The sequence below is a fragment of the Streptomyces sp. NPDC042638 genome (assembly GCF_040647235.1).
GTDB lineage: Bacteria > Actinomycetota > Actinomycetes > Streptomycetales > Streptomycetaceae > Streptomyces > Streptomyces rameus.
In genome coordinates this window covers 73,184-88,264 of the sequence record NZ_JBEZBT010000021.1, presented here as the reverse complement: position 1 = coordinate 88,264, position 15,081 = coordinate 73,184, and the positions used below count along the sequence as shown (strand labels likewise).

At 72.7% G+C, this 15,081-nt stretch carries 13 protein-coding genes; 8 read left to right on the top strand and 5 right to left on the bottom strand.

The features are described 5' to 3' along the window. Positions 1–142: 142 nt before the first annotated feature. On the top strand, positions 143–685 hold the full coding sequence (locus tag AB0B40_RS19080) for a DUF1697 domain-containing protein (RefSeq protein WP_362264610.1): 543 nt from the start codon (positions 143–145) through the stop codon (positions 683–685). A 144-nt stretch (positions 686–829) separates the two neighbouring features. Here AB0B40_RS19080 and AB0B40_RS19075 read toward each other — a convergent pair whose 3' ends face one another. Beyond that, positions 830–2,140: a lectin gene (locus tag AB0B40_RS19075; RefSeq protein WP_362264632.1), complete on the bottom strand. Its 1,311-nt coding sequence runs from the start codon at positions 2,138–2,140 to the stop codon at positions 830–832. Between the two features lie 287 nt (positions 2,141–2,427). Here AB0B40_RS19075 and AB0B40_RS19070 point away from each other — a divergent pair, with 287 nt between their 5' ends. Further along, entirely contained in the window at positions 2,428–3,246 is an 819-nt protein-coding gene (locus tag AB0B40_RS19070) for an SDR family oxidoreductase (RefSeq protein ID WP_345056980.1), read from the top strand. A gap of 281 nt (positions 3,247–3,527) precedes the next feature. On the opposite strand, the gene AB0B40_RS19065 is transcribed toward AB0B40_RS19070, so the two are convergent. Then, positions 3,528–4,691, bottom strand: a complete 1,164-nt coding sequence (locus AB0B40_RS19065) for an MAB_1171c family putative transporter (protein ID WP_362264608.1) — start codon at positions 4,689–4,691, stop codon at positions 3,528–3,530. Further along, positions 4,678–5,208, bottom strand: a complete 531-nt coding sequence (locus tag AB0B40_RS19060; protein ID WP_362264606.1) for a regulator component — start codon at positions 5,206–5,208, stop codon at positions 4,678–4,680. Before AB0B40_RS19060 ends, AB0B40_RS19065 begins: the two co-directional genes overlap by 14 nt. A 506-nt stretch (positions 5,209–5,714) precedes the next feature. Here AB0B40_RS19060 and miaB point away from each other — a divergent pair. Both miaB and AB0B40_RS19050 read left to right on the top strand, forming a co-directional pair. Beyond that, positions 5,715–7,244 carry a tRNA (N6-isopentenyl adenosine(37)-C2)-methylthiotransferase MiaB gene (miaB, locus tag AB0B40_RS19055; protein WP_345056974.1) on the top strand — a complete coding sequence of 510 codons (1,530 nt, stop codon included), beginning with the start codon at positions 5,715–5,717 and terminating at the stop codon, positions 7,242–7,244. A gap of 405 nt (positions 7,245–7,649) precedes the next feature. Next, positions 7,650–8,363, top strand: coding sequence for a class III extradiol dioxygenase subunit B-like domain-containing protein (locus tag AB0B40_RS19050; protein WP_362264604.1), 714 nt, complete (start codon positions 7,650–7,652; stop codon positions 8,361–8,363). A 186-nt stretch (positions 8,364–8,549) separates the two neighbouring features. On the opposite strand, the gene AB0B40_RS19045 is transcribed toward AB0B40_RS19050, so the two are convergent. Both AB0B40_RS19045 and AB0B40_RS19040 read right to left on the bottom strand, forming a co-directional pair. Next, positions 8,550–8,828 carry an antitoxin gene (locus AB0B40_RS19045; RefSeq protein ID WP_345056970.1) on the bottom strand — a complete coding sequence of 93 codons (279 nt, stop codon included), beginning with the start codon at positions 8,826–8,828 and terminating at the stop codon, positions 8,550–8,552. Positions 8,829–8,853: 25 nt separating this feature from the next. Beyond that, positions 8,854–9,186, bottom strand: coding sequence for a hypothetical protein (locus AB0B40_RS19040; protein ID WP_345056968.1), 333 nt, complete (start codon positions 9,184–9,186; stop codon positions 8,854–8,856). A 183-nt stretch (positions 9,187–9,369) separates the two neighbouring features. Here AB0B40_RS19040 and miaA point away from each other — a divergent pair, with 183 nt between their 5' ends. The 4 genes from miaA (at position 9,370) to AB0B40_RS19020 (ending at position 15,009) form a co-directional block, all read left to right on the top strand. After that, positions 9,370–10,308 (top strand): tRNA (adenosine(37)-N6)-dimethylallyltransferase MiaA, encoded by a 939-nt coding sequence (gene miaA / locus AB0B40_RS19035; protein ID WP_345056966.1) that lies wholly within the window; start codon positions 9,370–9,372, stop codon positions 10,306–10,308. A gap of 368 nt (positions 10,309–10,676) precedes the next feature. Further along, entirely contained in the window at positions 10,677–11,141 is a 465-nt protein-coding gene (locus AB0B40_RS19030; RefSeq protein ID WP_345057048.1) for a hypothetical protein, read from the top strand. Positions 11,142–11,263: 122 nt separating this feature from the next. Continuing rightward, positions 11,264–12,133 (top strand): diaminopimelate epimerase, encoded by an 870-nt coding sequence (gene dapF, locus AB0B40_RS19025; RefSeq protein ID WP_362264602.1) that lies wholly within the window; start codon positions 11,264–11,266, stop codon positions 12,131–12,133. A 449-nt stretch (positions 12,134–12,582) separates the two neighbouring features. Next, on the top strand, positions 12,583–15,009 hold the full coding sequence (locus tag AB0B40_RS19020; protein WP_362264600.1) for an HD domain-containing protein: 2,427 nt from the start codon (positions 12,583–12,585) through the stop codon (positions 15,007–15,009). Positions 15,010–15,081 lie beyond the last annotated feature (72 nt).

The following is a 15,081-nucleotide window of genomic DNA, read 5'->3' as shown; positions in this document are numbered from 1 at the left end:
ACCGAGGGGGCTGCGCCGACGCCCGTACCGAGGGGGCTGCGCGGACGCCCCGGCGCCGTCCGCGGAGCACACGCGCGCACTGCCCGGCGGGGCCGCCCGGCGGAGAGCCCCGCGGGAATCGCGCATGAGAGGTTGAAGGGGAATGACGAAGCACATCGCGCTGCTGCGCGGGATCAATGTCGGCGGCCACGCGAAGATCGCCATGAAGGACCTGCGGGAACTCTTCTCCGACATGGGATTCGAGGCCGTCCAGACCTATCTGCAGAGTGGGAACGTGGTGTTCGGCGCCCCGGACCCGCAGACCCCCGCGGAACTCGCCGCGCGCATCGAGAAGCGGATCGCCGACGACCTCGGGGTGTCCCCCACGGTCCTGCTGCGCTCCGCCGATTCGCTGGCCCGCACCCTTGCCGCGAACCCGTACCTCGGCCGGGAGGACGACCCGGCCAAGCTGCACGTCACCTTCCTCGCCCAGGCGCCGACCGCCGAGCAGGCCGCCCGCCTGGAGGTGCCGGCCGGTGAGACCGCCGTGTTCACGCTGGCCGGCGACGAGATCCATCTGCACGTCCCGGACGGGTACGGCAGGACCAAGCTCAACAACGCCTTCATCGAGCGCCGCCTCGGCATCCCGGCCACCACCCGTAACTGGAAGACGGTGGGGGCCCTGCACACACTGGCCAACGACTGACCACGGCCCCCGCGACACCACCACCGCGCGTACCGCCGGTAGGGCCGGACGATGGCCCGGCCCTACCGGCGGTCAGCCGCATCGGCACCGCCGGGCCGCCGCCGTGGAGGAGGGCAGCGCGCAGGGGGACGCCGGTGGCCGCGGTCAGCCGGTGTAGGCGGCGAAGACGCGCGTGTAGTCCCAGTCGGACTGGCTCACGCCGGAGCAGCTGTCGGCGGGACCGCCGGTGCAGGGGCGGTCGCGGTTGGCGGACCAGAAGGTCAGCCGGGCCAGGTGGTGCTGCTGGGCATAGGCGAGGATGGTGCGGAAGTCGGCCACCGTGACGGTCTCGTTCTGGTCGGTGCTGCCGTTCATGGACGAGATGCCCATGTCCCGGTAGGCCTCGTCGTCGCTGTAGTGGTAGGCGTTCTTCAGCGCGGTCTTCAGACCCTCGGCCGCCTTCACCGTCAGATTGCCCATGTTCTGGCCGGCACCGCCGAAGTCGAACGGCATGATGGCCCAGGCATCGACGCTCAGCCCGGAGGCGGCGGCCCGGTTGATGAGGCTGGTGTCAGGACCGCTCTGCCCGGTGCCGATGGTGATGTACACCTTCAGCCCGGGGTTGTTGGCCTTGACGGTCTTCAGCGCGTCGACCGTGCGCTGCTGGACGGTCCCGTTGCTGTAGGCGTCGGCCTCCAGGTCGATGTCGATCGCCTTCAGGCCGTAGGCGTTGACGACCTTCTGGTAGGCGCCGGCGAGTTCCCCGGCGCTGGAGCAGGAGCTCTCCAGCTTGTTGCCGCTGTAGCCGCCGAAGGACGGGATGACGTCACCGCCGTTCGCCCGCACGGTGTTGACCGTCTGCTGGTCCACGCCGCCGGTCAGTGGACGGCCGCCGTCCCACTGCGGGTTGCAGTAGCCGTTGCTGAGCACGAAGGCGAGGGTGAACCACTTCACGCCGGTGGCCTGCGTGATGGTGGCCGGGTTGGGCGGGCTGCCCCAGCCGTTGTACAGGTACGGCGCCACCGCCATCGGCGCGGCGGGTGTGCCGCCGCCGGCCGCGGGCGCGTTCCACTTCTGGTTGGCGCCGCCGCCGCAGCTCCAGATCTGTATCCGGGTGCCGTTGGCGGAGTTGTTGTCGGTGACGTCCAGGCACTTGTTCGCCTGGGGGTTGACGATGTCGTGGGCGGCGGTGACGGTCCACTTCTGGTTCGCGCCGCCGGTACAGCTCCACAACTGCACCTTTGCGCCGTCGGCGGTTGAGTTGCCGCTCACGTCGAGGCACTTGCCGAGCGCCCTGATGGTGCCGTCGCTGCCGACCGTCCACTGCTGGGCGGCCGTCCCGTTGCAGTCGTAGAGCTGAACGGGCGTGCCGTCGGCCGAGTTCGCGCCGGCGATGTCGAGACACTTGCCGGCGAGACCGGTGACGGCGCCCGTCGCGGCCTGGGCGGGGGACGCCGTGAACAGGCCGGTGGACAGGGTGAGAGCGGTGACCGCGAGTGCGGTGGACGCGGAAAGGGTTCTGGTTCTGGGCACGTTGGGGGACGCCCTTTCGTGGGGGGTGAGGTCGCCCGGTGAAACTAGAGGTACAGACCACTTCCGTCAAGGTGTGAAGTAAGAAGTGAGAGAAGGTGGGAGGGAGTCGTGCCGCGCCTGGCCGGGCCCGGCGGACGCTGGCTGGATGTCGTCACCACCGCAATGGTGGGTTCTAAGCTCGGACGCGTTCGACGATCTGGATCGGTCTCGGTGAAGGAGTCTGAAAAGCAGTGGAGGACAAGCGCGTTGTCGTCGTGACCGGCGCAGGATCGGGCATCGGGCAGGCCACGGCCAGAATGCTGGCCGAGGCGGGGCACCAGGTGGTCGTCTCCGGCCGGCGGACCGAGCCCCTGGAGCTCCTCGCGCGGGAGACGGGGGCGCTGGCGCACCCGTCCGACGTCAAAGACCCCGACGCGGCCGAGGGCCTCGTCCGGGCGGCCCTGGACGCGTACGGACGGCTCGACGGAGTGGTGCTGAACGCGGGCATCGGGCGCGGCGGAGCCGTGGGCGACATGTCGTTGCGGGACTGGGACGAGGTGATGCGCACCAACCTCACCGGTCCGATGCTCCTGCTGCGCGCCGCGATCCCGGCCCTCCTGGAATCCCGAGGGGCGGTGGTCGCCGTCGCCTCGGTCTCCGCACTGCGCAACGGCACCAGCAACGCCCCGTACGCCACGTCCAAGGCGGCCCTGCTCCAGCTGTGCCGCTCCGTCGCCGTCGACTACGGACGCCAGGGGGTACGGGCCAACATCGTGTGCCCGGGCTGGGTGAGGACCGAGATGGCCGACCGGCGCATGACGCGCTTCGCCGAGGAGGCCGGGCTGCCGGGCGGCGGCATGGAGGCCGCCTACGAGGAGGCGACCAGGCTGCTGCCCCAGGGGCGTGCGGGTGAGCCGCGCGAGGTGGCGGAGGCGATCGGCTGGCTGCTGTCCCCGGCGGCGTCGTACGTCAACGGTGCGGTGCTCACCGTCGACGGCGGGACGACGGCCCTCGACCCCGGGACGCTCGCCTTCGACTACCACATCGCGCCACGCGGCGCGGAAGGCTGACGACATCCCCGCCGGGCCGCGCCGCGCGGAGGAGTGACGACCTTCCCGCCGGGCGGCGGGGTGCGGCGGGTTGACGACCTTCCCGCCGGGCGGCGCGGCGCGGAGGCCGCCGACGTTCCCGGCTGAGTGCGGCCCACCGGCACGCGGTGGCGCACCTGGTCACCCAGGCACCTGGGCACCCCCAGGCACCTGGTCACCCGGGCACCCCCAGGCACCTGGTCACCTGGGCATCTGGTCACCCGGTCACTTGGGCGCCCGGGCACCTGGTCACCCGGGGTGGTTCAGGGCTGCTGCGCCGGAGAGGTCCGGTCGCGGCAGGGGAGCGCGTCGGTCATGGCGGGCCACATCCGGGCGATCCCCAGCAGGGTCTCGGGACTGCCGTGCACCACCCCGGGCAGGGGGTGCGGATCGGACGGCGGCACGCCGCCGAGTACCGCCCGCCGCGCCTGGCCCACGACACCGGCCAGCGCGGCGGACGCGAGACGGTCGGCCCGTACCCCTGCCTGCCGCGCGTGCCGGTGCGCCTTCTCGTAGGCGTCCGGCTGGACGTACGGCTGCAGCGTGAGCAGCGCGTCGTACGTCTCGATGGTCTGCCGGTGCGCCTGCAGGGCCGGCGGACAGCGGGGCCACAGCACCTCCTGGATCCGGGTCCGCCGGGGACCGGCCAGGGCCACATGGGGCACCGCCGTCACCAGATCCCGCCACAGCGGCCACAGCCGCCAGGTGGTCCGCAGCGCGGTGACCGCCCGGGCCAGCGCGGTCGCGGTGGGGACCAGCAGGGAGGCCGCCCGCAGGAAGCCGTGCACACCCATGATCACGGACAGGTAGGGGAGCAGGCCCGGGGCGAGACCGTAGAGGTCCAGGAGGTAACCGCCCCAGAAGACGAAGGCGAGAACGCTGCCCGCCGCGAACAGCCGCAGCGACCACACGAGGTCACGCTCCGACGTGCGCAGGCTGTACCGCCAGCAGACCACGAGGGCGACGGCGTCCCCGAGGACGTGGGCGACGACCAGGATGAGCCAGTAGGCGGCCGCGGCCGAGGCGGGCCGCTGAGCGGCCACCGCCCCCGCGGGCGAGGGGGCGACTCGCAGCAGATCCAGGACGAGCAACGACACCAGGGCCGCCGTCAGCCCCAGCGCCACACAGCGGCGCAGGCGCGGGGCACGGCGCGCGTCGAGCACGAAGAGAAGGACCAGTCCCGCGCTCAGGACACCGATCAGGTTGCGGGCGAGGGACACCATGTGGACGTCGATGCCGAGGGACGTGAGCCCGCTGACGATCCAGGGCTGGAAGAGGGTGATGGCGGTGGTCGCCGCCAGTACCGTCACCCACAGCCCGCGCAGCCGGGGCTGGCGCAGCGCGGGCCGCGCACGCCAGACGAGGGCGAACCACAGAGCGAACACGCTGGCGAGTCCGACGCGGGCGGCCAGCTCACTCACCGGCATCGGCCGTCACTCCCAGAAACGCGCCGAGGCGCCCCAAGGGGCCGGTCACCGGGCCCGTCTTCCCGGCGCTCTGGATCAGGCTGGCGATCATCTCGGCTTCTTGTTCCTCGGTGGTCGTGTAACTGGTCCTGGCCATCAGCCGGCTGACGAGATGCGGCTGTGGACCGTCCAGGAGCCGGCCGGCCGACCGGCCATCACCGTCCGCGATGTCCCGGATGCTCCGATGGTGGTCGCACAGCACATGACCGATCTCGTGCAGGATGATGTGTTCGCGGTGCAGCGGCGCGGTACGGGCCTCGTAGAAGACGTAGTCGGCGTCGTCGGTGCCCAGCCAGAGGCCGCACGCTCCGGTGACCGCCACCTGCTCGGGCAGCTCCCGCAACACCAGCGGGCGCCCTCTGAGCTCCTCCACCCGCGCACGGAGCGCGTCCAGGGAAAGCGACCGCTGCACCCCGACATCACGCAGGATCGCGGTGCACCGTCGCCGCAGCGCGGCGTACTCGCTCGTTCTCCTCACCTGTGGTGTCACCCCTGTTCGCTGTTCTCACCGGCCGCAACGGCTGGGGCGTCCGTCCCTCTCCGCTCCGTCGGACAGGGCGTTCACGACGGCGCGCTCCCTCTGGTGTCCCACTCGCCCGGAGATCTCCTCGTCGTGAAACGGTGAATCGGTGAATCGGTGAATCGGTGAATCGGTGAATCGGTGGATCGGGGAAGTCGTCCGGCCGCGAAGTGGTCTGCCGGTACGCGGAGATGGCCGAGTACGGCGTGCCCCACCTAAGCAGGTCGTCCGCCCTCTTGCACACGCCCGCCGGGCCTTTCGGTCGCCGTTTGGCGAAAACCTTCTCCTGCCCGGCGCAGCCCGCAACGCGGTGGGCACCCGGCGAGTGGATCGGCATCCCCTGTGACCGGCGTCACCGGGCGCGGTCGGCGGTCCGGTATCGCCCCTGCCCGGCGCCGCGGGCGGCCGGCCGGCGGACCAAGCGCCGCACCACGGGTCTCCGCGGACCGCCTACCCTTGAACGCATGACCAGCAGCAGCGACCGGAGCCCGGCAGTGGACGTTCCCGCCCCCAAGAGTTACGAGATCCGCACCTACGGGTGCCAGATGAACGTCCACGACTCCGAGCGATTGGCCGGGTTGCTCGAAGAGGCCGGATATGTGCGGGCCCCCGAGGGGTCGGACGGGGACGCGGACGTCGTCGTCTTCAACACCTGCGCGGTCCGGGAGAACGCCGACAACCGGCTGTACGGCAACCTCGGCCGGCTCGCGCCGAGGAAGGCGTCGCGCCCCGGTATGCAGATCGCGGTCGGCGGCTGTCTGGCGCAGAAGGACCGGGACACCATCGTGAAGAAGGCGCCCTGGGTGGACGTCGTCTTCGGCACGCACAACATCGGCAAGCTGCCGGTCCTGCTGGAGCGTGCCCGCGTCCAGGAGGAGGCTCAGGTCGAGATCGCCGAGTCCCTGGAGGCGTTCCCCTCCACGCTGCCGACCCGACGCGAGAGCGCGTACGCGGCCTGGGTGTCGATCTCCGTCGGCTGCAACAACACCTGCACCTTCTGCATCGTCCCGGCCCTGCGCGGCAAGGAGAAGGACCGCCGCCCCGGTGACATCCTCGCCGAGATCGAGGCCCTGGTCGGCGAGGGCGTCTCGGAGATCACGCTGCTCGGCCAGAACGTCAACGCCTACGGCTCCGACATCGGCGACCGCGAGGCCTTCAGCAAGCTGCTGCGCGCCTGCGGGAACATCGAGGGCCTGGAGCGTGTCCGCTTCACCTCCCCGCACCCGCGTGACTTCACCGACGACGTGATCGAGGCCATGGCCGAGACGCCGAACGTGATGCCGCAGCTGCACATGCCGCTCCAGTCCGGCTCGGACACGGTGCTGAAGGCGATGCGCCGCTCGTACCGTCAGGAGCGGTACCTGGGGATCATCGAGAAGGTGCGGGCCGCCATCCCGCACGCCGCGATCACCACCGACATCATCGTGGGCTTCCCCGGCGAGACCGAGGAGGACTTCGAGCAGACGCTGCACGCCGTCCGCGAGGCCCGGTTCGCCCAGGCCTTCACCTTCCAGTACTCCAAGCGCCCCGGCACCCCCGCCGCGACCATGGAGAACCAGATCCCCAAGCAGGTCGTCCAGGAGCGCTACGAGCGGCTCGTCGCCCTCCAGGAGGAGATCTCCTGGGAGGAGAACAAGAAGCAGGTCGGCCGCACGCTGGAGCTGATGGTCGCGGAGGGCGAGGGCCGTAAGGACGGCGCCACCCACCGCCTCTCCGGCCGCGCCCCCGACAACCGCCTCGTCCACTTCACCAAGCCGGACGAGGAGGTCCGCCCCGGCGACGTCGTCACCGTGGAGATCACCTACGCCGCCCCGCACCACCTCCTCGCCGAGGGCCCCGTCCTCGCCGTGCGCCGCACGCGCGCGGGGGACGCGTGGGAGAAGCGGACCGCCGCCGAGGCCGCCAAGCCCGCGGGCGTCATGCTCGGCCTGCCGAAGATCGGAGTGCCGGAGCCGCTGCCGGTCGCCGCGGGGAGCGGCTGCGGCTGCGACTGAGATTCCGTTCCGGCCGCTCCGCGGCGGGCCCCGCCATCGGGAGGGACCCCTCGGCCTGACGGTGAGTGGCCCGACGGTGACCGGTCCGACGGTGGCCGGTCCGACGGTGGCCGGTCCGACGGTGGTCGGCTGACGCGATCGGCGTGACGGTGGTCGGCCGCACGGTGCTGGGGTTGCGGTGACGGGCGGCTGGGGTTGCGGTGACGGGCCGGCGACCGGCCGTACGGCGCTCGGTCCGGCGCGGGGCTGTACGGCCGTACCGTGCTCGGTTCGGCGGTGATCGGTCGTACGGCGCTCGGCCGCACGGTGACCGGTCGTACGGTGCTCGGTTCGGCGGTGACGGGTCGGTGGACCTGCTGATGGAGGTGTGACGCGCCGCCCGCTCGCCGCGTTACGCTGCCGATCGTGCTTGTCGCCGCCGCAGTCTCCCCCTGCCCGCCGCTGCTCGTGCCCGAGATCGCCGCAGGCGCCGCACCCGAGCTGGACGCCGCGCGCGCGGCCTGCTCGGACGCGCTCGGCGTGCTCGCCGCCGCCCGCCCCGACCTGCTGGTCGTCGTCGGCACCGCCGGCCAGGGCGGGCTCGGCCGCTTCCCGCAGGGGGCCCCGGGCACCTTCCGCGGCTTCGGGGTCCACCTGGACGTCCACCTGGGGCCCGTCGGCCATACCGTCCCGGAGCGCGCGCTGCCGACCTCGCTCGCCGTCGGCGCCTGGCTGCTGGAGCGGACCGGCTGGGCCGACGCCCCGATCGAGGGGCTCGGCGTCGCGGAGTCGCTGGAGCCGGAGCGGTGCGCCGAGACCGGGCGGGAACTCGCCGGCCGTGCCGGCCGGGTGGCGCTGCTGGTGATGGGAGACGCCAGCTCCTGCCGCACGCTCAAGGCGCCGGGGTACCTGGACGAGCGGGCGGCACCCTTCGACGCCGAGGCGGCCAGGGCGCTCGGCGCGGCGGATCTGGCGGCCCTGAGGGCGCTGGACCCCGGGCTGGCCCAGGAGTTGAAGGCCGCCGGCCGTGCTCCATGGCAGATCCTGGCCGGGGCGGCGGAGAGCGCGAACCTCACGGGGAGCCTGCTGTACGAGGACGCACCGTACGGCGTGGGCTACCTGGTCGCGACCTGGTCCTAACCCCTCTGCCCGCCCTGGCTCCGCGAAGCCGTCCCCCGCCTGCGAAGCCGCTCACGCCCCTTCCGCCGCTGTACGTGCCGCGCCGGGCTCCCCGGACACCGCCGCCGGGGCGCTCCGCGAACCGCGACCGTCGCCCCGGGGGCTCCTCGGACACCGCCGCAGGAGCCCCCCGCCGACGGCGCCGGCTCATGAGGCCGGGGGCGGTCCCTCCGGGCGGGTAGGGGTCATCGGGTCGGGGGGCGCCGCCTCCGGGCCGTCCTTGTGCGCGAGGCGGTCCATCGCCTCCTTGGCCTTGCCCGTGCCTGCCTGGATCTTGTCGCTGTACTTGTGCTTGGTCCGGTCGTCGACGGCCTTCGCGGCCTTGTCGATCCCGTGCTGGACCTTGTCCCCGTGCTGCCGCGCGAGGTCCGACACCTTGTCCTTGGCCGGTCCCAGCTTGGCCTTCATGTTGTCCATCAGACCCATGGGTCCACCTTCCCTCGCGGGGCAGTTACCTGCGGGCGCCCTCGCCGGCCTCGCTGTCGGCGGCCGCCCCGGCGGACTGCTGCCGGGGGATCCCGGTGCCCTCGGCGGCGTCGTCCGGGCCGGCGTCCGACCGTACGGCCACGTCCTCGCGTCCGTCCCCGGCCGCCTCCGTGACCTTCGCCGCCCCGGCTCCCCTCGGTTCCGCCGACTCCGTCCGGTCCGCCTGCTCCGCCGCCTCGGCCACGTCCGGCTCCGTGCCGGCAGGTGCCGCCGCCGGCTCGGTGTCGGCGCCTGCTGCCGCGTCCGAGGCTTCCGGAGCCGCCTTCGACCTGCCGAGAAGCCGTGCAAACACGCCCATATCCACTCCATACGGTACTCGTGCGGGCGAATTCCCGCGTCACCCGGTGCGTACGGTTGCGCCGCCCGGGCCACCGCCTCCCGCGCGCGGGCAGGCGGCACCTCGCCACGGGCAACGACGTGGGACCCGCACTGTCACGTAACTCGTACGAGACCTCGTCCGAAGGTTTGCGAGACTGGTGCGGTGAGCAGCGCACCCCTCGCCCCCCGCGTCATCGCCGTCGTCGGACCCACCGCGGCCGGTAAGTCCGATCTCGGCGTCTTCCTGGCCCAGCAGCTCGACGGCGAGGTCGTCAACGCCGACTCCATGCAGCTGTACCGAGGGATGGACATCGGTACCGCCAAGCTGACGCACGAAGAGCGCGGCGGCATCCCGCACCACCTGCTGGACATCTGGGACGTGACGGTCACCGCCTCGGTCGCCGAGTACCAGAGACTGGCCCGCGCGCGGATCGACGCACTGCTCGCCGAGGGCCGCTGGCCGATCCTGGTCGGGGGCTCCGGCCTGTACGTCCGCGGGGCCGTCGACAACCTTGAGTTCCCCGGCACGGACCCGGAGGTCCGGGCCCGGCTGGAGGAGGAACTCGCGCTGCGCGGCTCGGGCGCGCTGCACGCCCGGCTGGCGGCCTCCGACCCGGAGGCCGCCCGTGCGATTCTGCCGAGCAACGGCCGCCGCATCGTCCGTGCGCTGGAAGTGATCGAGATCACCGGCCAGCCCTTCACGGCCAATCTGCCCGGTCACGACTCCGTCTACGACACCGTCCAGATCGGGGTCGACGTGGCCCGTCCGGAACTGGACGACCGCATCGCACGGCGCGTCGACCGCATGTGGGAGTCGGGTCTCGTGGACGAGGTACGCGCGCTGGAGGCGCAGGGTCTGCGCGAGGGGCGCACGGCGTCGCGCGCGCTCGGCTACCAGCAGGTCCTCGCGGCGTTCGCCGGGGAGTGCACCGAAGCGGAAGCACGGGCCGAGACCGTGCGTGCCACCAAGCGCTTCGCGCGCCGCCAGGATTCATGGTTCAGGCGCGACCCCCGGGTGCACTGGTTGAGCGGGGCCGCCACGGACCGCGGGGAACTTCCGCACCAGGCCCTGGCGTTGGTCGAAGGACCGGTCACAGCCTGATCACGTCATGGCATCGGGATGCGCCGCCGGTCATCGAGGCCTTCGGTGCCGTGCCATCATCGAGCTTCGATCGACCAAGTGGAGCCTAGTTGGGAGGGCGCGTGGCGATGGAGGCCGGCCCTCGCGACACCGCACGAAGTGCCGAGCAGCTCACCACTGAGGGTGACGACCCGGGCACGAGTGAAGACTGCCCGGGTGAGAACCGTCCCCCGGTGAACGACCTGCACGGCGATCCGCACGGGGATGTGTACGGCGGACTGCAAGACGATCTGCGTGATGGTCAGCAGGAGAACGGCGTGCGGGCCGACAGCGTGCGAACCCATGGCCCCCGGACGAGTGGCCTGCACGATCGCCTTTCCGACGACAGTCTGGCCGAGGACAGTCTCACCGAGGAAAGTCTCACCGAGGACAGTCTGGCCGACGACGGCCCCGACGACACCGCCGTCGGCGTCACCGCCGACGGACCGGCACCCGAGGAGATGTACCCGGGCGGACCGGAGGTCGAGGTCGAGCTGCGCCCCCAGCGCCGGCTGCGCATCTGGCAGCTCGCGCCCATCGTGGGCCTCGCCGCCGTCGGCTCCCTGATGTTCGCCTTCCCGCTCGCCTTCGACTTCGGCGACAGCGGCGCGGTGATCGCCATGCTCGGCCTGCTGATCTGCTCCTGCGCGGCCGGCTGGGGCATGATGGCAGCCCGCAGGGTGGGCTACACCTGGCCGGGCCTGCCGGCCCGCGGTTCGGGCCGCCGCCCCGACTGGCGCGTCGTGCTCGGATACGTCGTCCTGGTGGCCGTGGTGGCCATCCTCGCCGTCTGGCGAGTGGCAAGGCTCCGCTGAAGCACCCCGGCGGGGGCGCCGGGAACCGTGCTCAGCCACCGCCGGCCGGTACCGGCTCGGTGCCCACACCAGGCGCTCCCTCCCTACGGTCTGCTGTCGGAGCCACCCCGTACGATCGAGGAATGAGCACACCGATCGCCTTCCTCAAGGGGCACGGCACCGAGAACGACTTCGTGATCGTCCCGGACCCCGAGAACGCCCTCGACCTCTCCCCGGCCGCCGTGGCCGCCCTGTGCGACCGCCGGGCGGGCATCGGCGGCGACGGTGTGCTGCACGTCGTGCGGTCGGCGGCACACCCCGAGGCCCGGGCGATGGCCGGCGAGGCCGAGTGGTTCATGGACTACCGCAACGGCGACGGCTCCGTCGCCGAGATGTGCGGCAACGGCGTGCGTGTGTTCGCGCGCTACCTCCAGCACGCCGGACATGTGGCGGAAGGTGACCTCGTCATCGCCACGCGCGGGGGCGTGAAGAAGGTCCACCTCGCGAAGAACGGTGACGTCACCGTCGGCATGGGCCGCGCCCGCCTTCCCGAAGGGGAGGTCGCGGTGACCGTCGGCGAGCGGACCTGGCCCGCGCGCAACGTGAACATGGGCAATCCGCACGCCGTCGCCTTCGTGGCCGACCTGGCGCACGCCGGGAACCTCCACGCCGCACCTCCGGTCAGCCCGCCGGCCGCCTACCCGGACGGTGTGAACGTCGAGTTCGTCGTCGACCGCGGCCCCCGCCACGTGGCCATGCGCGTGCACGAACGCGGCTCCGGCGAGACCCGCTCGTGCGGCACGGGCGCGTGTGCCGTCGCCGTGGCCGCCGCCCGCCGGGACGGCACCGACCCCGCCGTCACCGGCACCCCGGCCACCTACACCGTCGACGTGCCCGGCGGGCGCCTGGTCATCACCGAGCGGCCCGACGGCGAGATCGAGATGACCGGACCCGCCGTGATCGTCGCCGAGGGTGCCATCGACGCCGACTGGCTGGCCCGGACGCTCGCCTGACGCGGCGGAGCGTGGCCACGCCACCCTCGGCCGGGGCGGCCCGCCGTCCTGCGCCGGGACCGGCGGCGCCTGTCCCGGCCCCCCGGCCGCCCGGCCCCCCGGCCGCCCGGCCCCCCTGGCCGCCCGGCCGCCCGGCCGCCCGGTCCGGTGGTCACCGCGACAATTCACCGTGACAGGTCACCGCGACAGGGAAGGCCACATCGGTTCGGATGTGGCCCCGCAGGCCGGAACGGTTCGAAACCTCGGGCGAGTGCGGGGCACGTGACGCACACTCTAAACCTCGTTTTCATCGCTCGAATGGGTGATCCGTTTCACGCTCGGCGAGAGGCGGTCGGTCGCACGTGGTGGGCTCGGTAGCATCAAGCACCGGCACGGACGGGGGAACGTCGCCATCCCTGAGCCACGTGTGCCCTGGGCTCCGTCCGCCGGTCCACGAGCCGGAGGTGCCCATGAGTGCGGAGGCCACGAACCCTGCGACGGCTGGCCCGGTAGCGCCCGCAGCGCCACAAGCGCTCACAGCCTCCGCGGCGTCCGCGGCGCCACGTAGGAAGTCCCGGCCCCGGATCGACCTGCGCCGGCTCGGCCGCGCCGCGCTGCTCGGCCCCGCCGCCCGCGGCAAGCTGCCCGACGCCATCAGCCACGTCGTGGAGGCGCACCGCGCCCACCACCCCGACGCCGACCTCGAACCCCTGCGCCGCGCCTACGTCCTGGCGGAGTCCTCGCACCGCGGCCAGATGCGCAAGAGCGGCGAGCCGTACATCACGCACCCGCTCGCCGTGACCCTGATCCTCGCCGAACTGGGCGCCGAGACGACGACGTTGACGGCCTCGTTGCTGCACGACACCGTCGAGGACACCGAGGTGACCCTGGATCAGGTGCGGGAACAGTTCGGCGAGGAGGTCCGTTATCTGGTCGACGGCGTCACGAAACTGGAGAAGGTCGACTACGGAGCCGCCGCCGAGCCGGAGACCTTCCGCAAGATGCTCGTCGCCACCGGCAACGACGTGCGCGTGATGTCTATCAAACTCGCCGACCGCCTGCACAACATGCGCACCCTCGGCGTGATGCGCCCCGAGAAACAGGCGCGGATCGCCAAGGTCACCCGTGACGTCCTCATCCCGCTCGCCGAACGCCTCGGCGTGCAGGCCCTCAAGACCGAGCTGGAGGACCTGGTCTTCGCCATCCTCCACCCCGAGGAGTACGAGCACACCCGCGAGCTGATCGCGGAGAACGCCGCCCGCTCCGGCGATCCGCTCGCCGAGGTCGCCGACGAGATGCGCGGAGTGCTGCGCGAGGCCGACATCCCCGCCGAAGTCCTCATCCGGCCCCGGCACTTCGTCTCCGTCCACCGTGTGGCCCGCAAGCGCGGCCGGCTGCGTGGCACCGACTTCGGCCGGCTGCTGGTGCTGGTGAACGAGGACGCGGACTGTTACGCCGTCCTCGGTGAACTGCACACGTGTATGACCCCGGTGGTCTCGGAGTTCAAGGACTTCATCGCCGTACCGAAGTTCAACCTCTACCAGTCCCTGCACACCGCCGTCGCCCGCCCCGACGGCCAGGTCGTCGAAGTCCTGATCCGCACCCACCAGATGCACAAGGTCGCCGAAGCCGGTGTCGTGGCCCTCGGCAACCCGTACGCGCCCGCGCCCGACACCCCTGGCTCCGGCGCCTCCACGTCCGGGGACACCACGACCGGCGTCGGCACATCCGGCCCCGACACCGCCGGCGCCCTCGGCGACGGTGAGCGCTCCACCGGTGAGCGCGTGGACGGTGAGCGCGCCGACCCCACCCGCCCCGGCTGGCTCTCCCGCCTCCTCGACTGGCAGCAGGCCGCCCCCGACCCCGACACCTTCTGGTCCACCCTGCGCGAGGACCTCGCCCAGGACCGTGAGATCACCGTCTTCCGGCCCGACGGCGGTGCCCTCGGCCTGCCCGAGGGCGCCTCGTGCGTGGACGCCGCCTACGCCCAGTACGGCGAGGACGCGCACGCCTGTATCGGCGCCCGCGTCAACGGCCGCCTGGCCACCCTCAGCACGCTCCTGCGCGACGGCGACACCGTCCAGCTCCTGATGGGCCAGGACCCGGCCTCCGAGCCGTCCCGCGAATGGCTGGAGCACGCCCACACCCCGGCCGCCCGCATCGCCATCCAGCGCTGGCTGGCGACGCACCCCGGCGGCGGCACCGGCACGGGCGGCGCTGCCGGGCCGGCCGACCACGGCGGCACCCGGACCGCACCCGCCCGGGCCGGTGCCGAGCCCCGCACGGCCTCGGCCCCGGCCGGGGGGAGAGCCGCCGCGTCCCCGGGCCACCCCGCAGCCGCGTCCGCGAACCTCCCGGCAGCCGTGTCCGCCGCCTGCCCCGGCGCCGTGGCGGACGCCACCTCCGCGCGCCCCGCGGACGGTGCCCCCGCCCCGCGCCCCCGGCGCGCCGACGTCCTCGCGGACCGGCCGGGCGCCGCCGTACGGCTCGCCGGGTGCTGCACGCCCGTACCGCCGGACGAGATCACCGGGTTCGCGGTGCGCGGGGGAGTGGTGACCGTGCACCGCGTGGAGTGCGCCACCGTGGCGCACATGACGAGCAGAGGGCGCGCGCAGATCGACGTGCGCTGGGGGGACACCACCGAATGCCGGGTCACCCTGGTCGCTGAATCGTTCGGCCGCCCCCATCTGCTCGCCGACCTCACCGAGGCGATCGCCCAGGAGGGCGCCGAGATCGTCTCCGCCACCGTCGAACCCCCAACCCAGCAGCGGGTGCGCCACACCTACACCCTCCAGCTCCCCGACGCGGCCCGCCTCCCGGACCTGATGCGCGCCATGAGGGACGTACCGGGGGTGTACGACGTGAGCAGGGCACAGCACCAGGCACCGGCCTCCTGACGACGGTGTCCGGCTTACCCGTTCGAGTGGGCCGGGCGCGCGTCGCCGCCGTGGGACGGGCAGGCCCTGGTA